This is a genomic window from Burkholderiales bacterium, assembly GCA_035560005.1.
Lineage (GTDB): Bacteria > Pseudomonadota > Gammaproteobacteria > Burkholderiales > Eutrophovitaceae > DASRFY01.
In genome coordinates this window covers 1-19,968 of sequence record DATMAN010000096.1, presented here as the reverse complement: position 1 = coordinate 19,968, position 19,968 = coordinate 1, and the positions used below count along the sequence as shown (strand labels likewise).

General features: G+C 65.1%; 23 protein-coding genes. 6 read left to right on the top strand and 17 right to left on the bottom strand.

What is annotated here, in order from left to right; translation table 11 throughout:
- Positions 1-84: 84 nt before the first annotated feature.
- From merP to gor, 7 genes are all read right to left on the bottom strand, one after another.
- Positions 85-372, bottom strand: coding sequence for a mercury resistance system periplasmic binding protein MerP (merP, locus tag VNM24_14885; protein ID HWQ39865.1), 288 nt, complete (start codon positions 370-372; stop codon positions 85-87).
- Positions 373-387: 15 nt separating this feature from the next.
- Entirely contained in the window at positions 388-738 is a 351-nt protein-coding gene (gene merT / locus VNM24_14880) for a mercuric ion transporter MerT (GenBank protein HWQ39864.1), read from the bottom strand.
- Positions 739-1,362: 624 nt separating this feature from the next.
- Entirely contained in the window at positions 1,363-3,177 is a 1,815-nt protein-coding gene (locus tag VNM24_14875) for a monovalent cation:proton antiporter-2 (CPA2) family protein (GenBank protein ID HWQ39863.1), read from the bottom strand.
- A gap of 68 nt (positions 3,178-3,245) precedes the next feature.
- On the bottom strand, positions 3,246-4,655 hold the full coding sequence (locus VNM24_14870) for an Nramp family divalent metal transporter (GenBank protein ID HWQ39862.1): 1,410 nt from the start codon (positions 4,653-4,655) through the stop codon (positions 3,246-3,248).
- Between the two features lie 72 nt (positions 4,656-4,727).
- Positions 4,728-5,075, bottom strand: a complete 348-nt coding sequence (locus tag VNM24_14865; GenBank protein HWQ39861.1) for a RidA family protein — start codon at positions 5,073-5,075, stop codon at positions 4,728-4,730.
- Between the two features lie 28 nt (positions 5,076-5,103).
- Positions 5,104-6,507: an Nramp family divalent metal transporter gene (locus tag VNM24_14860; GenBank protein ID HWQ39860.1), complete on the bottom strand. Its 1,404-nt coding sequence runs from the start codon at positions 6,505-6,507 to the stop codon at positions 5,104-5,106.
- 231 nt (positions 6,508-6,738) lie between these two features.
- Entirely contained in the window at positions 6,739-8,109 is a 1,371-nt protein-coding gene (gor, locus tag VNM24_14855) for a glutathione-disulfide reductase (GenBank protein HWQ39859.1), read from the bottom strand.
- A gap of 76 nt (positions 8,110-8,185) precedes the next feature.
- On the opposite strand from gor, the gene VNM24_14850 reads away from it, so the two are divergent.
- Positions 8,186-9,232, top strand: a complete 1,047-nt coding sequence (locus tag VNM24_14850) for an SDR family oxidoreductase (protein ID HWQ39858.1) — start codon at positions 8,186-8,188, stop codon at positions 9,230-9,232.
- A 110-nt stretch (positions 9,233-9,342) separates the two neighbouring features.
- Entirely contained in the window at positions 9,343-10,050 is a 708-nt protein-coding gene (locus VNM24_14845; protein HWQ39857.1) for a glutathione binding-like protein, read from the top strand.
- 203 nt (positions 10,051-10,253) lie between these two features.
- Here VNM24_14845 and VNM24_14840 read toward each other — a convergent pair whose 3' ends face one another.
- Complete coding sequence (locus VNM24_14840; GenBank protein ID HWQ39856.1) at positions 10,254-10,604, bottom strand: hypothetical protein; 351 nt, start codon at positions 10,602-10,604, stop codon at positions 10,254-10,256.
- Positions 10,605-11,072: 468 nt separating this feature from the next.
- On the opposite strand from VNM24_14840, the gene VNM24_14835 reads away from it, so the two are divergent.
- Positions 11,073-11,891, top strand: a complete 819-nt coding sequence (locus VNM24_14835; GenBank protein ID HWQ39855.1) for a uroporphyrinogen-III synthase — start codon at positions 11,073-11,075, stop codon at positions 11,889-11,891.
- A gap of 95 nt (positions 11,892-11,986) precedes the next feature.
- Here VNM24_14835 and greB read toward each other — a convergent pair whose 3' ends face one another.
- Complete coding sequence (greB, locus tag VNM24_14830) at positions 11,987-12,550, bottom strand: transcription elongation factor GreB (protein ID HWQ39854.1); 564 nt, start codon at positions 12,548-12,550, stop codon at positions 11,987-11,989.
- A gap of 169 nt (positions 12,551-12,719) precedes the next feature.
- Between greB and VNM24_14825 the strand changes: the two genes are divergently transcribed.
- Together VNM24_14825 and VNM24_14820 are read left to right on the top strand one after the other, a co-directional pair.
- Complete coding sequence (locus tag VNM24_14825) at positions 12,720-13,241, top strand: peroxiredoxin (protein HWQ39853.1); 522 nt, start codon at positions 12,720-12,722, stop codon at positions 13,239-13,241.
- 44 nt (positions 13,242-13,285) lie between these two features.
- Positions 13,286-13,486, top strand: coding sequence for a hypothetical protein (locus VNM24_14820; GenBank protein HWQ39852.1), 201 nt, complete (start codon positions 13,286-13,288; stop codon positions 13,484-13,486).
- A gap of 65 nt (positions 13,487-13,551) precedes the next feature.
- On the opposite strand, the gene VNM24_14815 is transcribed toward VNM24_14820, so the two are convergent.
- Positions 13,552-14,355, bottom strand: coding sequence for an alpha/beta hydrolase (locus tag VNM24_14815; GenBank protein HWQ39851.1), 804 nt, complete (start codon positions 14,353-14,355; stop codon positions 13,552-13,554).
- A gap of 86 nt (positions 14,356-14,441) precedes the next feature.
- Here VNM24_14815 and VNM24_14810 point away from each other — a divergent pair, with 86 nt between their 5' ends.
- Entirely contained in the window at positions 14,442-15,533 is a 1,092-nt protein-coding gene (locus VNM24_14810) for a mandelate racemase/muconate lactonizing enzyme family protein (GenBank protein ID HWQ39850.1), read from the top strand.
- A 209-nt stretch (positions 15,534-15,742) separates the two neighbouring features.
- Here the strand turns inward: VNM24_14810 and VNM24_14805 are convergent, their stop codons facing one another.
- The 7 genes from VNM24_14805 to VNM24_14775 form a co-directional block, all read right to left on the bottom strand.
- Entirely contained in the window at positions 15,743-16,216 is a 474-nt protein-coding gene (locus VNM24_14805) for a group 1 truncated hemoglobin (GenBank protein ID HWQ39849.1), read from the bottom strand.
- Between the two features lie 242 nt (positions 16,217-16,458).
- Positions 16,459-16,842 carry a hypothetical protein gene (locus tag VNM24_14800; protein HWQ39848.1) on the bottom strand — a complete coding sequence of 128 codons (384 nt, stop codon included), beginning with the start codon at positions 16,840-16,842 and terminating at the stop codon, positions 16,459-16,461.
- Positions 16,843-16,854: 12 nt separating this feature from the next.
- Positions 16,855-17,631, bottom strand: coding sequence for a methyltransferase domain-containing protein (locus VNM24_14795; GenBank protein ID HWQ39847.1), 777 nt, complete (start codon positions 17,629-17,631; stop codon positions 16,855-16,857).
- Between the two features lie 197 nt (positions 17,632-17,828).
- The gene (locus tag VNM24_14790) at positions 17,829-18,680 is read right to left on the bottom strand and encodes a methyltransferase domain-containing protein (protein ID HWQ39846.1); all 852 of its coding nucleotides are present in this window, start codon (positions 18,678-18,680) and stop codon (positions 17,829-17,831) included.
- A gap of 24 nt (positions 18,681-18,704) precedes the next feature.
- Positions 18,705-18,947, bottom strand: coding sequence for a zf-HC2 domain-containing protein (locus tag VNM24_14785; GenBank protein ID HWQ39845.1), 243 nt, complete (start codon positions 18,945-18,947; stop codon positions 18,705-18,707).
- Between the two features lie 40 nt (positions 18,948-18,987).
- Positions 18,988-19,629, bottom strand: a complete 642-nt coding sequence (locus tag VNM24_14780; protein ID HWQ39844.1) for a sigma-70 family RNA polymerase sigma factor — start codon at positions 19,627-19,629, stop codon at positions 18,988-18,990.
- A gap of 191 nt (positions 19,630-19,820) precedes the next feature.
- The coding region (locus tag VNM24_14775) for a PLP-dependent transferase (GenBank protein HWQ39843.1) at positions 19,821-19,968 on the bottom strand (148 nt) is incomplete at its 5' end.

Below are 19,968 nucleotides of genomic sequence, written 5' to 3'. Positions count from 1 at the left end.
CGATCCGCCTGGTCGGGTGCAGTTCGAATGCCGGGTTTGTCTGCGGTTCGCAATTCCCGGCCTGCGTCGGCATGCCGTTTGGCGTCAATTGGTCTTGACCGTGGATGGGTAACCGACGTTGGTCGTGGCTTTGATGAGCGTCTCGACGTTTGCCTTGGCGTCGTCGAACGTGACCACTGCCTCCCTTCTTTCATAACTGACCAAGACGTTCTCGACGCCCTCAACCCTTTGCAGCGCCTTCTTGACCGTGATCGGACATGCCGGGCAATTCATCCCCGGAATGTCCAGCGTGACCGTGCGATTGACTGCATACGCCAACGATCCCACTGCGACAAGTACGACGCTGGCAATTGCCGATATGACGCTTTTCATGAGTCAATCTCCTAATCAATAGAACAACGGAGCGAGATAAGGGAAGAGCAGTGCAACCAAAACGAGTGCCGCCACGGCCCAGAACAATCCTCTGTAAACACGCTTACTCTGTGGCTGCGCGCACACCTCACCGGGCTTGCACTCGACAGCAGGTCGATAAATGCGCCGCCACGCAAGGAAAAGCGCAACGAGCGCGGCACCGATGAAGTACGGCCGATACGGCTCGAGTGCCGTCAGACTGGACATCCAGGCACCGCCGAGGCCGATGCTCACCAGCACAAGTGGTCCCAAGCAGCATGCCGAGGCCAGCAGGGCAGCCAATCCTCCGGCAGCCAAGGTCACCGATTCGCCTTTTCCTTCGGACACGAAAATCTCCTTGGTTGCATACCATGCATCTAAAGGCTAATCCCGTAGCCGAGTACAGAGTCAACAGGCGCTTCCAAAGACAATCACCGCCGGCAAGACATAAAGAGGGCAGCCGAATGATCTTCGGCTGCCCAATCGCTATCCCGGGTAGATTCCGGTCAGCGACGCGACGGCCCGGCTGTTTCACTCGCCCGCACGCCCCGCGAAACGAGCTGATACTCGTCCTGCGGAATCGGCTGGCGAATGTGCCCGGCAGTGCCAACGATAGTTCCGGCGTCACGGCTCGGCCGGGGTCCAATCCCGTTCCGGCCGAACACTGTGTTGACGTCCAGGTCGTTTCTCACCAGAACTGCGGGTGCGGATTCAGGAGACCCCGCCGCTCCTGTGCGCGCCGGCAACGCGCGGCCGAATACCGCTACCCCGGCCGTGCCACCGCGTCGTACAGTTGGGGAGCCCTCATCACCGGCAACGGATGGCGAGGAAATCCAGGAGAGGGAAAGTAACGCTCCCGCAAGCACGCATATGCATCAGGTCTGGAGCTGCGCGCGCAGATATGCCACGTTCGTCACAAGGTCCGGTAGAAGCCACTGAAACAATCGCGATACCTGCATGCTTCCCGTCTTCTTAGCGGACGTCATCGGATGTGAAGACCGGGCGGGTGGCGTCACGAAGGCGATCTTCGCTGTCGGACTCGAACAGGCCCTGCAGCTCGCGCGCCGCCTCCTGGGTAGTCTGAATCAGTTGCGTTTCGTCGTGATAGACCGCGTGCTGGCGCTGCAGCATCTGTTCGTCGTGGCGGCGGAAGGTCTCGACGGTGTCCTTCGCATCCACGCCAGGCAGCCCAACGGCCCGCAGCACCTGTTCGGCGATCTGCATGGAAGAGAAGAAGGTCTCACGGACGATGAACTCCACCCCCAGATCCATGAGGCGGTAGGCGTGGAAGCGGTTGCGGGCGCGGGCGAAGATCTTGACGTGCGGAAAGTGGCGCCGCACGGTCTCCGCAGTGCGCAGGGAGGTTTCCACATCGTCGATAGCCAGCACGAAGATCCTGGCCTTGTCGATCTTCGCCGCGCGCAGCAGGTCGAGACGGGAGGCATCGCCGTAGTAGGCGCGCGTGCCGAAACGGCGCACCGTCTCGATCTGTTCGCTGCTCTTGTCCAGCGCGGTAAAGGCGATGTTGCGGGCGCGCAGCACGCGTCCCACGATCTGTCCGACCCGCCCGAAACCCGCGATCACCACCGGGACTTCCCCGGCGTCGATTTCTTCGAACTTTTCCTCGGGCTCGAGCGGGCGCCTGCGCCCGATGCGCTCGTCAAGTGCCAAGGCGAGCGGCGTGAGCATCATCGACAGCGTGACCACGATCACCAGCCGGTCGGACAATGCGGGGCTCATAATTCCGGCACCAGCGGCGAGCGCGAACAGCACGAAGGCAAACTCGCCGCCTTGCGCCAGCGCCACCGCCAGGCGCCGCGACGATCGCGCGTTGTGCCCCGACAGCCGGCCCAGAAGGAACAACACGGCGGCCTTGGCCAGCATCAGCCCCGCCACCGTGAGACCGATCCTGAGCGGCTCGCGCGCGAGCAGACCGAGATCCACCGACATGCCGACCGATATGAAGAACAATCCGAGCAGCAGGCCCTTGAAGGGCTCGATGTTGGCTTCCAGCTCGTGACGGAATTCGGAGTCGGCGAGCAGCACCCCGGCAAGAAAAGCGCCAAGCGACATCGAAAGCCCCGTACCGGACACCAGCAGCGCGGTCCCGATCACGGTGAGCAGCGCGGCCGCGGTGAAGATCTCCTGGATGCGGCTGGCCGCGACCGCGCGCAGCACGGGACGCAGCAGGTAGCGTCCGCCGACCACCACGAGCGCCACGACGCCCACGGCCTTCAGTGCCGCGAGCCAGGCCTGTGCGCCGCTGGGAATGTCCTCGCCGATGCCGAGCAGGGGAATCAGCGCGAGCAGTGGAATGACCGCCAGATCCTGAAACAGCAGAATGGCGAAGCCGGAGCGGCCGTGCCGGGTGGTGAGCTCGCCGCGTTCGGCCAGCACTTGCAGCACGAAAGCGGTGGAGGACATCGACAGCGCCAGTCCCACCACCAGCGCCGCCGGCCACGACAGCCCCAGGGCCAGCCCGACCCCGGCCAGGACCGCAGCGGTGACGGCGACCTGCGCGCCGCCCAGCCCGAACACCGCCTTGCGCAGTACCCAAAGCCGCGAAGGTTGCAGCTCCAGTCCGATCACGAACAGCAGCAGCACCACGCCCAGCTCCGCGAAGTGCATGACGTGGTCGACTTCGCCGATGATGCCCAGGCCGAAGGGACCGATCGCGATTCCTGCGGCGAGGTAGCCAAGCACTGCCCCCAGGCGAAGACGGCGAAACAGCGGCACCGCGACCACGGCGGCGGCGAGGAAGACGGCGGCTTGGGCGAGAACAGACATGGCGCGACACCCGGCTCACCTCGAGCCACTCCTCCCGCAGGCAGCCGAAGACGGAGGGCGATGCGAACTCAGAACATCTTGACGAATTCGAGGTACAGCGACGGCACGATGAACACGGTAATCACCACGGCTGCGATCCACAGCAGCCCCATCATCCAGCCGGGAACCTTGAGCTCCGGCACGAGGTGGCGCGTGGCGAGAAACAGCGTGCCGAAAGCCACGATCGGCAGCAGCGCGGCCTGGCCGATGCCGGTCCAGACCACCAGCGTCACCGGCGCCTGCCCGAACACGAAGTACAGCGACACCGCGAGCACCGTGATGAGAAAGATGAACAGATCGCGAAAACGGGTGCGCCGCCGGTAATCGTCGCGCGCGAACGCGCCCAGCAGCTGGCAGAAATCAGCCAGCATGCGCGAGTTGCCGGCGGTGACCGCGAATACGGTGCCGTAGAGGATCATCACCGCGCCCAGGTAGAACAGCCACAAGGACCAGGCGCCGAGTGTTTGCGTATAGATGTTGGACAGCGCCGAGATCATTTCCTTGCCGCCCGGGACCTGCCCCATGCCGTGCAGGACGCCCGCGCCCAGCAGGTAGAACGCGATGGTGGCGAGCGTGTAGATGATCATCGATACCACCACGTCCGTGTGCATCACCCGGATCCAGCCGCGCGCGCGCCTGCGCCAGGCATCCGTGTCCTCGCGCGGCCCGGTAAAGCGCGCATAGCCCTTCTCGATGCACCAGTAGGGATAGATGCACAGCTCCCCGGAAGCCACGCCGGTAATGCCGAACACCGCGATCGCCACCGCCAGCCCTTCACCCTCCGGCATGCGGAAGTGCAGTCCGTCGAGCACGTCGCCCCAGGAGAAGTACTGCGGCATGTTCATCAGGATCACCGCGGACAAGCAGGTGATCAGGGTGAACAGCGCGACCTTGATCATCGCGATCTTTTCGATGCGCGGATAGGCGCCGCCGAGCAGTAGCACCAGGGTGAGAACCATGAAGCTCAGTACCCACGCCGTGACGGGAACGGTCGGGAACAGGCCGTGCATCACCTGCGAGACGCCGATGTACATCCCGGTGAGCGCGAAGAGCACGGCCACGGTTGCCGCGAACCAGCACCAGGCGACCCAGTTGACGAGCGCCTTCGGGCCGGGGATGCGGGAGAAGGCGATCAGCGTGGTCTCGCCGCTGGCGATGATGTAGCGGCCCAGCACCGCCTGCACGACCGCCTTGATCACGCAGCTCACGATGATCAGCCACATCATGGTGTAGCCGAACCTGGCGCCCAGCGTGGTCGTGGCGATCAGTTCACCGGACCCGACGATCGAGGCGGAGAGCACCAGCCCGGGTCCAATGCGGCGCAGGATCGAGCCGGTGCCCACGGGCGGCTCGACCACGTTGCGCGGATCGAGCTTGTAGGGATCGAAGTGAGCCGCGTGCCTGACGGCGGTTCGTGCGGTGGCGGTTGCTGTATCCATGATTTCCTCCCCGGGCACTATTGCATTCCCTCAGGCAACCGCGCGCACGCGCCGCGCGAGCACGCAGCCGGATCAGCGCGCGGCGATGACCCGGATTTCCACCTTGTATCGCGGCGTGGCCAGCCGGGATTCCACGCACGCGCGTGCAGGCGTGTGGCCCTTCGGCACCCACATGTCCCACACTGCGTTCATCTCGTCGTAATAGCGGATGTCGGACAGCCAGATCGTGGCCATCACGATCCGGGTCTTGTCGGTTCCGGCTTCCTTCAGATAGCGATCGATCTTGTCCAGAATCTGGCCGGTCTGGCCGCCGACGTCCGCGTTGGGATCGTCGGCGACGATGCCGGCCGTGTAGACCGTGTCGCCGTGGATCACTACCTGCGAGAGCCTCGGGCCCACCTCGAATCGCTGGATCGTCATTGTCGTTCTCCCCAGGGTACGCTCTGGCTCAGGCCATGAAGCGGCGGAACTCGCTCACCAGTACGAAGCCCGTGATCACGATTGCGCCCAGCCACAGGACGATCGTCATGAATCTGGTCGCCGCGAGTTCCTTCGGCATGAATCGGTGATAAAGATACAGGGTCCCCAGGCTCAGGATCGGCAGCGTCCACGCCTGCGCGATGCCGCCCCAGCGCACCATGTCGACAGGCGCCTGCCCGAAGATGAAGTACATCCCCAGGGGGATCGCCACCAGCACGACGATGAAGGTGTCGCGCCAGCGCAGTCGTGCCTTGTAGTCGTCGTGCTCGTAGACGCCGGTGAGCCGCAGGAAATCCGAACACATCCGGGAGTGTCCTGCAGTGGCGGCGAAGATCGTGCCGTACAGGATGACGATGGCGCCGATGTAGAACAACCATTTGGCCCAGCCGCCGAGCGTCTCGGTGTAGATGTTCGACAGCACGACGATCATGTCGGTACCGCCCGGCACCTTGCCCATGCCATGCAGAATGCCGGCGCCCAGCAGGAAGAAGGCGATGGTCGCGATGGTGTAGATGATCATGGAGAAGACCACGTCCACGTGCATCACCCGGATCCAGCCGCGGGCGCGTTTGCGCCAGGCCTCCGTGTCCTCGTAGGGGCCGGTATAGCGGGCATAGCCCTTCTCGACACACCAGTAGGTGTACATGTACAGCTCGGTGGCGCCCACGCCCGTGATGCCGAAAGTGGCGAGCGCGGTCTTCAGTCCGGCTTCGGGCAACTCGAACTGGAACCCGTTCGTCACATCGCTCCAGGAAAAGTACTGGGGCATCCGGGTGAGCACGACCGCGGCGAGCAGCGTGATGAGCGTGAATAGCCCCACCTTGATCATCGCGATGCCTTCGATGCGCTTGTAGGCGCCGCCGAGCAGCAGGACGAGGGTCAGGACAAAGAAGCCCAGGACCCACCACGTGACACCGATGTCCGCGACCAGCAGGTTCATCGCCTGCGAAACGCCGATGAACATGGCGCAGATCTGGAACAACGTGAAGAACACCATCAGCGCCCAGGCCCACAGCACCCAGTTCACCTTCCACAGCCTGCCGGGAATGCGATTGAATGCGGCCAGTCCGGTCTCGCCGCGCACGATCGTGTAGCGGCCGAGGAAGGCCTGGATCACCGCCTTGATCAGACAGCTGAAGATGATCAGCCACATCACCACGTAGCCGACTTCGGCGCCCAGCGTGGTGGTGGCGATCAGTTCGCCGGAACCCACGATGGAGGCGGAGAGCACCAGGCCGGGACCGATTCTGCGCAGGATGGCACCGAACTCGACCGGCGGATCCAGGACATCTTTCGGGTCGAGCTGGTACGGGTCGTAGTGGCCTCTCTCCACTTCCCGGACAAGCTCACGCGCTTCGTTGGCGGTTGTCATCGCTCTCCTCCTCTGCGTCCGAAGTCTTTGTTCTGTTCTCGATTCGAGCGGAGACTGCCGTGCGGCAGCGTCGAACCGTTGGGTGTGAGGCGCAAAGGTAACACAAGATCAAGGATGAGGGAGCAAGGAAGGATGAGCCGTGAAGAAGCCGGCCGGTGCTGGCCCGAAAGCGTTCATCCGGCTACTCTGTGTACCCCGATCATGGATCCGTCTTCCTTCTTACTTCATGCTTCATTCCTGCGGCGCCGCGGCGCGGCTGCCGCGCATGGTGACCAGCTCCTCCGCGACCGTGGGATGAATCGCCACGGTGTCGTCGAAATCGGCCTTGGTCGCGCCCATGCGCAGCGCCACGGCGAAGCCCTGCAGGATTTCATCCGCGCCCATGCCGATCAGGTGGCAGCCGACGATGCGCTCCTCGGCTCCCGCCACGACGAGCTTCATGAAGCACCTGGGCTGGCGTTCGCCGAAAGCGTAGTACATCGGAATGAAGCCGGTTTCGTAGATCCTGATCTGCTCCGCGCCGTAGCGCTCGACTGCCGCCTGCTCCGAGAGACCCACCGTGCCGATCGGCGGGTGCGTGAACAGCACGGTGGGTATGTTCTCGTAGGGCAGGTGGCGCGCCGTCTGGCCGCCGAACAGTCGATCCGCCAGCCGCCGTCCAGCCGCGATGGCCACGGGTGTCAGCTCGAAGCGGCCCGTCACGTCGCCGATCGCGTACACGCCCCTGACCACGGTTTCCTGAAACGCATCGGTGGGAATCACGCCGCCGGGCTCCGGCCGAAGGCCGATCGCTTCGAGTCCCAGCCCCGCGCTGTTCGGCTGGCGTCCGATGGCCCAGATCAGCGTGTCGAATCCCGGGAGCGCGCCTGCGCCGTACTCGATCCGCAGCCCGTCCGCCGCGCGCTCGACGCGACCCACCTGCGAATGTCGGACGATGCGAATGCCGTCCGCCTCCATCTGTTCCATAAGCCGGGTGCCGAGCATCGCATCGAACGAGCGCAGCACCCGCTCGCGGCGGATCAGCACGGTCACTTCCGCGCCGAGCGCTCGCAGGACTCCGCTCAACTCCACCGCGACGTATCCGGCGCCGACGATGGCGACCTTGTCGGGCCGGCGCTCCAGCTCGAAGAATCCATCGGAGGTGATCCCGAGCGCCGCGCCCGGGATCTCGGGCACGATCGGATGGCTGCCGACCGCAACGACGACATGGGGGGCGCTGTAGCGCTCGCCGCCCGCCTCGAGCGTATCGGGCGCGACGAAGCGCGCGAATGCGCGCACGATCGAGACCTTGTTGTTGGTCAGTCCGCGCTCGTAACCGGCATTCAGCTTGCGGATGTAGTCGTCGCGGCGGACCTTCAGGCCACGCCAGTCGAAGCGTTCCGCGTGCGCCTCGAAACCGTAGCCGCGGGCTTCCTCGATCGCGTGGGCGAGCGTGGCTGCGCTCCACATGATCTTCTTCGGCACGCAGCCCACGTTGACGCAGGTGCCGCCCATTCGGCCCGGCTCGAACAGCGCAACACGCGCCCCGTACGATGCAGCGCGATTGGCGGTGGCCACGCCGCCGCTGCCGCCGCCGATCACCAGGAGGTCGAAGCGTTTCATTGCGCAATTCGCGCCGATGGTCTAGAAAAGGCGGCCAGTATAGCGAAGGGGACGGCGACCCCATGCGAGGCAAACCATGAAGACCGCTTTGGTGGCCGGAGCGACCGGGGTCGTGGGCCGCTATCTGCTGGCACACCTGGTCGCGAAACCGGACTGGAGCGTGATCGCGGTCTCGCGCCGCAGCCCGGAGGTAGCCGGCAACTATCGCCATGTCGCCGTCGATCTGGCCGATGCGGCGCAGTGCAAGGCGCGGCTCGGGGAACTGCGCGCGGTGAGCCACGTCTTCTACGCCGCCTATGTGGAGCGGCCGACCACGCAGGAGTCGAGCGAGAACAATGTCGCGCTGCTGCGCAATCTCCTCGATGCGATCGAGCCGGCAGCCACGCAGTTGCAGCACGTACACCTGGTGCAAGGAACAAAGTGGTACGGCAGCCACCTCGGACCGTTCAAGACGCCGGCGAAGGAAACCGATCCGCGCCTGGCCTCCGAAGTGTTCTACTACGCACAGCAGGACCTCCTGGAGGTGCGCCAGCGCGGCCGCGACTGGACGTGGTCCGCGGTGCGCCCGCACGCCGTGTGCGGATTCGCCCTGGGCAATTCGATGAACCTCACGATGGTGCTAGCCGTCTATGCCTCTATCTGCAAGGAACTCGGAATGGTGTTCTCGCATCCCGGCAAGCCGGCGAACTGGAGAACGCTCTATCAGGTCACCGACTCCGGCCTGCTGGCGCGGGCAATCGAATGGATGGCCACCAGCCCGCAGTGCGCGAACCAGGCCTACAACATCACCAACGGTGACTTGTTCCGCTGGGAGTACGTCTGGCCGAAGCTGGCCGCGCTCTTCGGCCTCGAGGCTGGCCCGCCGAGACCTTTTTCGTTGCAGGACTTCATGCAGGACAAGGCCCCGGTGTGGGAGCGCATCGTGGCAAAGCACGGACTGGAACCCAACCGCTTCGAAGATGTCGCCGCCTGGAAGTTCGGCGATTTCGTCTTCTCGGCCGAGTGGGATGTCATTTCAGACTGCGGCAAAGCGCGCCGCGCAGGCTTCTGCGAAACTGTGGATTCGGAGGAAATGTTCTCGCGGCTGTTCGCGGGGTTTCGGGCGAATCGGATCATTCCGTGATGAGGAGAGGCGGGAGACGTCGGGCAAAAAGGGGTGAGGCGCGCGGGACGAAGGCGACGCTCGTCCGGGCCCGCCTCGGCGATCGGTCCGCTTGATACCCAGTCAAGACCATGATCGAGCTCTACTACTGGCCCACGCCCAACGGGCACAAGATCACGATCTTCCTGGAAGAAACCGGGCTCGAGTACCGGATCGTTCCGGTCAACATCGGGCGCGGTGAGCAGTTCAAGTCCGACTTCCTGAGGATTTCGCCGAACAACCGGATGCCGGCGATCATCGATCGCGAAGCATCCGACGACAAAGGGCCGATTTCGGTGTTCGAGTCTGGCGCGATCCTGCTCTATCTGGCCGAGAAAACCGGGCGGTTCATTCCGGCCGGTCTGCGCGGCAGGGTGCAGGTTCTGCAGTGGTTGTTCTGGCAGATGGGCGGTCTCGGGCCGATGGCGGGGCAGAACCACCACTTCGTCCATTACGCGCCCGAGAAACTGCCGTACGCGATCGACCGCTACGTCAAGGAGACCTCGCGCCTTTACGCCGTGCTCGACCGGCAGCTCGCGGATCGGCAATACGTGGCGGGGGAATACTCGATTGCCGACATGGCGATTTATCCGTGGATCGTTCCGCACGCCCGGCAGCAGCAGAATCTGGAGGACTTTCCGAACCTGAAACGCTGGTTCGAGGCGATCCGGGCGCGGCCTGCCGTGGTGCGCGCCTACGAGAAGGGCAAGGCGATCAGCAGCCAGCCCGTGGTGGATGACGAAGCGAGGAAGTTCCTCTTCGGCCAGAGCGCCGCCACCGTACGCGCGGAGAAAATCTGACCGAACCACCAGGGCACCAGGCACGCCAATAAGAGCAACAACGAGAATAAAGCGAGCATGCGCTTCAAAAAGGGTTCTGACGGCCGGTCCCGGGTGACCTTCGAGCGGCAGAAAACACAAAGGGCGACCGGCATCGGTCGCCCTTTGCTTCTTCACCCTCTACGCCCGGCGGGAAAGGCCGGGGTGAAGGGGGTGGGTGTTTCTCACCCGCCCCAGTTGCGCATCAGGTCGTCGTAGGCCGACTCCGCCGCGCGCGAATGCGGCGCGCGCCGGCTTTGCACCGCCGTACCCTTGGCCGGGCCGCTCCAGTCGCGCATCAGATCCGCAGTCAGTTCCGGATCGGAGCGCAGATTGACCGCCTTGCCCTGGTCGGCGCCCTTGTAGCTCCAGTCGCGCATCAAGTCGGCATATGCGGCGTCCGCGCCGCGCGACTTGATCATGGTTGCCTGCGATTCGACCGCACCGCCACGGTCGTCGGCCTGTGCCAAGCCTGCCAGCCCGAGCGCCACCGCACCGGCGAGCGCGAGAACGAGTGTGGGGGACTTCCGTGTCATGACTGCCTCCTTTGCACGAGTTGAAAATCGTTGCGGCCGCCTGCTCCAGTCAGCGATAACGGCCTTGGCGCTCAGCATCGGTGTTTGAAGCGCAATGCGCTTGTAGGCTCTTGCCCACTTTTTGGACGTTCTTGCGCTGTGCGCCAAACGCACAACCGCTGAACCGGACCGTCGCGCAACGACGCCCGTTGGCCCGACATGGCGTTTGTCAAAGCGATGAGCACCGCGGCTTCCCGTCGCGTTGAATGAGCGAAAGGGGGCCGCGGTATGGATTGGGCAGCGAAAAGGTGCGAATGCTGTCCGACTACCTCAAGGTGAGGAGAGACAAGGGCGCTGGTGGTTCATGTGCTTCTACAGCGTGACGTTTGGTTGTGTCGTCGGACTGGTTTTTTTCTGTGTCCTCCTGGTTGGCTCTTCTGCCTGTGCTTTCCTCCCTGTGTTGCGCAGTTCAGAATGTGAACCGATTTCATGAAAGACAAGACGATCGCGCTCCTGGAGAGCCGCTTCGCCGAGCACCTGGCCGACATGGTGCGCAAGCAGGGCGGCGTGCCGATCTCGGCACCGGCATTGGCCGAGGTGCCGGAGGTCGATCTGCCGCGTATTCGCGCGCTGGTCGAGGAGTTGGCCCGGCACCCCGCCCGGTTGTTTGTGTTCCAGACCGGCGTCGGCACCCGGGCCCTGTTCGACGCGACCGATAACCTCGGTGTCACGCCAGCGTTGCAACACCTTCTGCAGCGTTCGCTCGTGGCGGTCCGCGGGCCCAAACCCACGGCCGTCTTGCGCGGGCGGCAGGTGCGGATCGATTTCAGCGCGGCCGAGCCCTACACCACGCGGCAATTGCTGGATGCCGTCGCCGCGCTCGAAATCGGCGGCGAGCGGGTCGTGGTGCAGCGCTACGGCGACAGCAACGTCGAATTGGAGGAGGCCCTCGAGCAACGCGGCGCGACCGTCATCGAGGTGCCGACCTATCGCTGGGCGCTGCCGCGGGATGTCACGCCCCTGGTGAATCTGATCGATCGCCTGGGCGCAGTGGACGTGGACGCGGTGGTCTTCACCAGCGCCTCGCAGGTCCAGAACTTGTTCGCGGTGGCGCAAACGGAAGGCAGGACCGCGGAGCTGAAAGATGGGCTGCGCAGAACGCTCGTGGCCTCGATCGGTCCGGTCTGCAGTCGTGCGTTGGAGCACTACGGCGTCAGGCCGGGCCTGGAAGCGAACCCTCCGAAACTGGGGCCGCTGGTGCGAGCGCTCAGCCAGGCGCTGGGAGGCGAGACGAGGCCCGAGGCGTAAAGGGGGCGTGAGGCCGAAATGGGCAAGCGCAGGTGTGGAGAATGCGGGACAGGCGGTGCGCTGCCTTGCTTCTCGCGCCCACAAAACCTCTTCCCTCACGCCTCGCTGATTTGCTTGTATTGCACCTGCACGACCTCGATCTGCTCGACGCCGGAGGGCATCCGCAGCGTGACCACGTCGCCCTCGCGCGCCTTGAGCAGTGCCCTGGCGAGCGGAGAGACCCAGGAGATCAGGCCGCGTGAGGGGTTGGCCTCGTCGACGCCTACGATTGAATAGGTCCTTCGTTCGCCGTTGCCGTGCCTGACTGTCACGGTCGCGCCGAAGAAGACCTGGTCGGTCGGTTCGCGATCTGCGGGATCCACCACCACGGCGGCGTCGAGCCGCTTGGTCAGGAAACGGATGCGCCGGTCGATCTCGCGCAGCCGCCGCTTGCCGTAGATGTAGTCCGCGTTCTCCGACCGATCGCCGTTCGAGGCGGCCCACTGGATGACCTTGACCAGGTCGGGGCGTTCCTTGTCGAGCAGGCGCAGCGCTTCCGCCTTCAGGCGTCGATAGCCTGCCGGGGTAATGTAGTTCTTGACGCCGGCCGGAAGGGCAGCCCCGGATTCCTCTTCTGTCTCGTCGTCCGGCCGCGTCTGTGCGGTGAATGCTTTGCTCATCGCGTCGTCCTGTGCGGCCGCAAAGTCTATTCGACTCGCCGTCTCTGTCAATGCGATCGGAGCGGGCACCAGCCGGAAACGGCAGCGGGAAAGCGCGAATCCCCTGCGGTCCGGGGAACGGGGCCGGGAGTAAAATATGCTTGGTCATAGTCACCAGAAGGAGAAGAACATGGCGATCAAGGTCGGGGACAGGCTTCCCGCCGGTGTGCTGTGGGAATACATCGAGGACGAAACCCCGGGCTGCACCGTGGGACCGAACGAATTCAAGGTCCAGGAGATGGCGAAAGGCAAGCGTATCGCGATCTTCGGGCTGCCCGGGGCGTTCACGCCCACGTGTTCGGGCAAGCACCTGCCGGGTTACGTGCAGAAGGCCGATCAGCTCGGAAAAATGGTCGACGAGATCTGGTGCGTTTCGGTCAACGACGCCTTCGTGATGAACGCCTGGGGCAAGGAGCAGGGGGCCAAAGGCAAGGTGCGCATGCTGGCCGACGGAAGCGCCGCTTACACCAGGGCGCTGGGGCTGGAGCTCGATCTGACCGCCCGCGGGATGGGCGTGCGCTCGCAGCGCTATTCGATGCTGGTCGTCGACGGCGTGGTCAAATCGCTCAACGTGGAGCAGCCCGGCAAGTTCGAAGTGAGCGACGTCGATACCATGCTCAACCAGGCGCGGAAGATTCTTCAGGCTGCCTGAGCTGCGGTTTCGATCACTTACCGGTACTCTGAAAGGAGGCGCCCATGAAGTCAGCTCTTGCGATCATTGTCGCGCTCGCGCTTTGCGCCTGTGGAGTCAGTGAGACGGCGAGCACGGCGGCCACCGGCGCCTCCATCAAGGCGCAGGAAGCCAAACAGGCCGAGCAGACGAAACAGCAATTCGAGAAGAAGCTCGAAGACGCTAACCGGCAGTTGCAAAACCGCGCGGACGCATCCGACCAGTAGTCCGCTTGCACCCGGCGCCGGGGCGTTCGCGACGGCCTTCCAGGAGCCCGCGGCGCTCTCGGCGATCAGGGGTCTCTCCCGGTCAAAAAACCGATCAACGCGTCCAATACCTCGTCGGGCTTCTCCGCCATCAGCGCGTGCCCGGCGCCGTCCAGCGCGACGACTTTCGCATCCTTGAGCCTGGCGGCGAGTTCCCGTGCCGATTTCATCGGCGTCATGAGGTCACGCTTGCCCAGTATCAGCAGTACGGGACAGGCGATTTTCCCCGCCGCTTCCAGTCCGGCTGTGTAGCTGTTGCAGGCGACGAAGTCGGCATGGAGCACTCCGGGCGCGGAGCGCTCCATGAGTCGCAGGTTGTTGCCCAGCATCCAGAGCCCCGGGACACGGTTTCCCCCGATCTGCGCTGCGGGGCTGTGGGAGTAGGCGTTGATCATCTCGAAGGCGACATGGTCGTTCGCTTTCGAGCTGGCGAGCAGGGCCTCGGACACCGCCATGGGGATCGCGGTGCCCACGAGGGCAAGCCGCGCGACGCGCGCGGGTTCGCTGGCCGCGGCGTGCAGCGAAACGAGCGATCCCATGCTGTGCCCGATCAGCGCCGCTCGCGCCACGCCGGCCGCGTCGAGCAGTTCCATGACCCAGTGGGCCAGCGCCTCTATGCTTTCGCGGGCGTTGCCCTGCGACTTGCCGTGGCCCGGAAGATCGACCGCGAGCACGTTCCAGCCGTGGTAGGCGAAATAGCGGCTCTGCAGCGCCCAGACGCTGTGGTCGTTCGCCGCACCGTGCACGAACACCGCGGTCGGCTTGTTGCCGTCGATCGAACGGCCGGCCGTGTAGGCATAGGCCCGATGGCCGCCGACGTTCAGGTACACTGCGCGCTCCGCATAAGGGTCCGGCTCGAGGGCGCATTCTACTGGCTCTCGCGCCAACCGCCGGCCGACAAGAAACGAGGAGCCCCATGAACTCGACCATCGCCAGCATCGAAACCGGACACTATCTGATTCCCCTTCCGGTCGTGCTCTCGGACAGCACACACGGGGAGTTGGCGAAGTTCGAACTGATCACCGTGCGCATCGGCGACAGCGACGGCGCGCAAGGGGTGGGATACACCTTCACCGTCGGCGCCAACGGGGCGGCGGTCTTCGCCACCATCGAACGCGATCTCAAGCCCATCCTGCTTCGGGAGGAGGCCGATCGCATCGAGGCGCTGTGGAAGAAGATGTGGTGGCGGCTGCACTACGGAGGCCGCGGCGGCGCCGCTGCGATGGCGATCTCCGCAGTGGACATCGCGCTCTGGGACTTGAAGGCCCGGCGCCACAACACGGCACTGTGGCGGCTGCTGGGCGGAACCGATCCGCGAGTGCCCTGCTACGCGGGCGGAATCGACCTGTACTTCCCGCTCGACCGGCTGCTGAAACAGACCGACGACAACCTCGCCAGGGGCTTTCGCGCCATCAAGATGAAGGTCGGACGCGACAGGCTCTCCGAGGACGTTGCGCGTGTGAAGGCCATGCGCCAGCACCTCGGGCCGGATTTTCCGCTGATGGTGGACGCCAATATGCGCTGGAGTGCGGACGAGGCGATCCGCGCGGCGCGCGCGCTGCAGCCTTTCAATCCAGTCTGGCTCGAAGAGCCGACCATCCCCGATGACCTGGAAGGGCATGTACGCATCGTGCGCGAAGGCGGGTTGCCGGTCGCCACCGGCGAGAACCTGCACACGCTCTACGAGTTTGCCAATTTGATCCGGTCGGGCGGCGTGACCTATCCCGAGCCGGACGTGACCAATTGCGGCGGCGTCACGGTGTTCATGAAGGTCGCGCATCTCGCCGAATCGATGAATCTGCCGGTGACCTCCCACGGGGCGCACGACATCACCGTGCACCTGCTGGCGGCCGCCCCGAACCGCTCTTACCTGGAAGCGCACGGCTTCGGGCTGGAACGCTTCGTCGCCCCGCAGTTGAAGATCGAAGACGGGTGCGCGATTGCCCCCGACACGCCGGGACACGGGCTGACCTTCGACTGGCGCGGTCTGGAGCTGGTCAGGGCATGATGTTCGCCGCGCCGGCGGCAGACTCTCGACGCGGAGGAAGCGGGGGACGCAGAGGAGCGCATCGCCGTGAATCGAACGGGGCACAAGAAACCTGTAGCGGATTTCTTCGTGCCCCCTTGCCTGCGGCGCAGCGGCTGCGCTCCACGACGCGTTAGCTTCCGCCGCGACAGGCTGGTGCCTACACGTCGTGTGTCTTTCGAGTCTTATCTCTACTGGCGGGTCACGATCTCGGGCTTGGTGGAGCCCACGATCGCCAAAAGTTCCTGCTGCTCGGCCTTGGGCACCTTGAAGTGATCCAGGGTCTTCACGAAGTCGGTGACCAGCGCCTGCCACTCGCGCTCCCCGATATTGAGGTGTGCGTGCGCGGTGCGCATATCGCGTCCGGCATATACGCAAGGTCCGCCGGTCACCTGGCAGACCAGGGAAGTCACCTGGTACTTCAGGCCGGCCTTGGGAACCCGATGACGCGCTTCGTTGATCCGGGGATTGGCGTTCAGGGTCTCGTTGACCAGCAGGCGCTCGATGAAATCGTCGACGACCGTGGCGATTGCGTACACGCCGCCGAGCCGCTCATAGAGCGACGGCTTCCCCGTGTCCTGCTGGCTCCATGTGGCGGCGCTTGCCAGCGCAAAGGCCAGCCCAACGACGCATCGAGCGAGAACTCCACAAAGAATGCTGTTCATGGCTACTCCTCATGTGTTTCCTTCCGAGCATTGCGGCCAAAAGTTCGCCGCCAGGCTCCTCTTGACGTTTCCTGCGCCCACGCCGACGGACGCAGCGGGCGCTTTGTTCTTGTCGGTCCGGGGAAAGCACGGTGCCGCGGCGGACCGCGTTGACGTCCGCGCCGGCGTCGAGCGGGTCTATCGAGCGGCCCCGGCTTTCCATCGGTCTGCGTGCACGCACTGGCGCGCGATATCGGTGCGCGCTAGCAAATGCCGGCGGCCCGGGCGTGCCCCAGTAACCGCGCCGTCACCAGCGCCAGCAATGCCATCCCGGCGAAAACCGGCGCCGCGTGGAAAAAGATCCCGATGCCCGCGAGCAGCACCGACGCCGCCAGATAGGCGTACGCGCGGCTGCGACCGGTGCGGTGCGCGAGCCAGGCGGCGCAGGCGGCCGCCGCGAGCAGCATCGCCTCGAAGATCGGAATCAGCAGCGCGTGCCGGGTGGCGAAAGCGCCGGCGCCGAGTGCCGTCAACAGCGCCGCGGCGAACGGCATGCCGAGGCACGACGCCGCTGCGATCAGCCCGGCGATCCAAGTGAACACGGCGGTGGCGAACGCCCCCCGAGCCCCGGTCTTGGTGTCGGTCATGGCACATCCCCGTCAATACTTGATCGCCAGCAGCGAAACGCTCTTCACGCCGTACTTGTGCGCCGCGTTCTTCGCGTTCTGCGACAGAAACTGGTATTGCGGGTTGTCGCGTACCTGAACCAGGTGCAATCCCGCGCGCGTGATGACCTGGAAATAGTCGTCCTGCTGCATCGCGCCTCCGATGCACGCGGCCCACAGCGTCGCGTTGCAGGTCACGCCTTCGGGCAGCGGCTTCTCGGTCACGATGTCGGAGATCGCCAGCCGGCCCCCGGGCTTGAGCACGCGCGCCGCCTCCAGGAACACCCGCGCCTTGTCGGCGGAGAGATTGATGACACCGTTGCTGATCACCACGTCGAAGGTCTCGGACGCAAACGCGACGTCCTCGATGTAGCCCTTGTGAAACGAGACATGCTCCAGCCCGGCAGCGGCGCGCAGGCGTTCCGCTTTCTGCAATTGGGCATCCGTCATGTCCAGCCCGCTCACGTGCCCTGCGGGACCGGTTTTCAGGGCGGCGATGAAGCTGTCCATTCCGCTCCCGCTGCCCAGATCGAGCACGGTGTCGCCGGAACGGATGGCGGCGAGATCGAAGTGAAAGCCCACGCCCGCGAACGATTCCACCGCCTCGGGGGCGACGCGGTCGAGTTCGGCCGGCCGATAGCCGAGCCGCTCGGCGAGCGTTCGCCCCATTTCGAAGTGAAACTCGCCGCTGGGCGCATCGGCGACGTAGCGATACATTTCCTTGACTTTGGCTTCCAGCTCGATGCGATTGACGGCTTGTGCGGTGGTCATTTCAGCCTCTCCTCTCGATGCGTTGCGCGTGTACGCAGTCATGAAGGATGCAAGCGCGCCGGCCTGAGTTCCCGGCGAACCGGCCGAAGCGTGTCCGAAGGCTGCGGGGCGTAGCGGAAAGGAGGCGAGCTGTTTCTAGGCTCAGGGCGCACGATGCTCACCGGCGTGCGCTGGCGCTTTCCGGACGTGTGTGCGAATCAGGGGAAGTTGCGCCAGGCGATACGCAGCGACGAGAGCACGCGCCCGCCAAGGCCCGCACCGCCGCGCTGCGGTTTGGACGCGCGCAGCACGATGCTGTGCGCGTTCAGGCTCTGCGCCACGTGGCGAGTCTCGGCGCTGGAACTGAGGGCGAAGTAGTCGAGACGCGCGAGTACGGCCACGCCTGTGAAGCCCGCCATGCGCAATGCGTCCAGATAGTCTTCTTCGGGCAGCGCGCCGACGATGCATTCCGCCCACAGGCGCGGATTGTCCCGGCATTCGGCGGATGCCGGATGCCCCACCGCGATGTCCGCGATCTGCAGCCGTCCTCCGGGTGCGAGCACTCGAAAGATCTCGCTGAAGGCCCTGCGCTTGTCGGGGACGAGATTGAGCACGCCATTGCTGGTGACGGCGCTCACGCTTGCATCGGGCAGGGGGATGTCTTCGGCGTTGCCGGAGAGAGCCTCCACGTTGCCCGCACCCATCTCGCGTACGTTGCCGCGCAGCTTGTGCAGCATCGCCTCGGTCATGTCCAGGGCGTACACCTTGCCCCGGGGACCGACGCGCAGCGACGCGATGAGCGTGTCGGTTCCGCTTCCCGATCCCACGTCGAGCACCACGTCCTCCTGACCGACCGCGCCGGCCAGGAACGGATAGCCGACGCCCGCGAACGATTCCAGTGCGCCGGGAGGAAGGCGTTCGAGCTCCGACTCGGGGTAGCCGACGAGCAGGCAGGCGCAACGGCCCGTCGGGAAATGAAAGACCTTCTGCGGATTGGCCGCCACCTCGGTGTACATCGCGCGCACGGCCTCGAGGATGTGCTCGCGCTGGTAGCGCAGGATGGCGACCATGTTGCTCCCGTCCCGCTGGGCGGTTCAGAAGCGCCGCAACAGTTCGCGTACCCGGCGCTGCAGCGCTTCGGGCGCCTGTTCACGGCCGATCGCGGCCAGCCGCTCCTTCAGCCGCTTCTCGAACTCGGCCCGGGAAAAGCAGGCCCGGCAGGTTTCGAGATGGTGCTCGATCTCGGCTGCCTCGGTCGCGTCCAGAGCGCGATCCAGATGCTCATAGAGGCGCTTGAGCGCCTCTTCGCAGGAAATGCTACGCGCTTCGGGTGACATCGGCCTCGCGCTCCTTTTCATGTTCGTATCGGCTTGCCGCTTACGCCGATGGCACGTCGTCCGCGGTATCGCGCGGTGCGCCGGCGCCCGGTTTGAGAACACCCGCGGCTTGCGCGTCTTCCCAGAGCGCGCGCTGCAGCATGGAGCGGGCGCGGGCGAGCCGCGAGCGCACCGTGCCTACGGGTACGCCGAGCATGTCGGCGATTTCCTGATAACTGAAGCCCTGCAGCTCGCACAGCACCAGCGCCACGCGGAAGGCTTCCGGCAGCGCGGCGACCGCGCGTTCGAGATGCTCGCGCAGCAGGCCGTTGAGAAACTCCTGCTCGGGGGAGCCCCACCACAGCAGGAACGGCTGGTGCAGCCGCTCGAAGATCGAGAACGGCGCGCCAGACGCCTCGTCCTCCTCCGCCAGAGCGTCGAGGCTGGCGGGTTTCGGGTTGGCGGCTTGGCGGCGGCACTCCTCGAAGAACACGTTGGTCAGGATCTTGAACAGCCAGGCGCGAAAACATTGGCGGTCGCGCAGATCGCCGAAATGGCTCCAGGCTCGGATCACCGCCTCGGCGACGAGATCCTGCGCCTGGGCGTCGTTCCGGCACATGCGCAGCGCGGCTCCGTACAGGCCGTCCAGGGCCTCGCCCACGCCGCGCTCGAAGAACTCCCGATCAGCCGTCGACGGCTCCATCCGTCCCCCAGTCAGCCGAAGGATGCAAGTGCCGGCCCGAAAGTTCCCGGTGCCGGGCAACAAGCTCTCACCGGTGAGGACGCAGCGTGGGCGCGCAGGAACAGAGCGGGGAAAACCGGCCCTGAACCGCTTAAGGCCGGCGACCGCGCACTTTACGACGCCAGGATGCCGCCCATCCGCCGCAGTGAGAGCTAGAACTTCTGCGAAGCGTACAAGGCACGGGACAGGTCTTCGATCAAATCTTCGGGATCCTCCAGGCCGATGGACAGGCGCACGGTGCCGGCGGTGATGCCGGCCTGGCGCAGCGCCTGCTCGTCCATGCGGTAGTGGGTGGTGGTC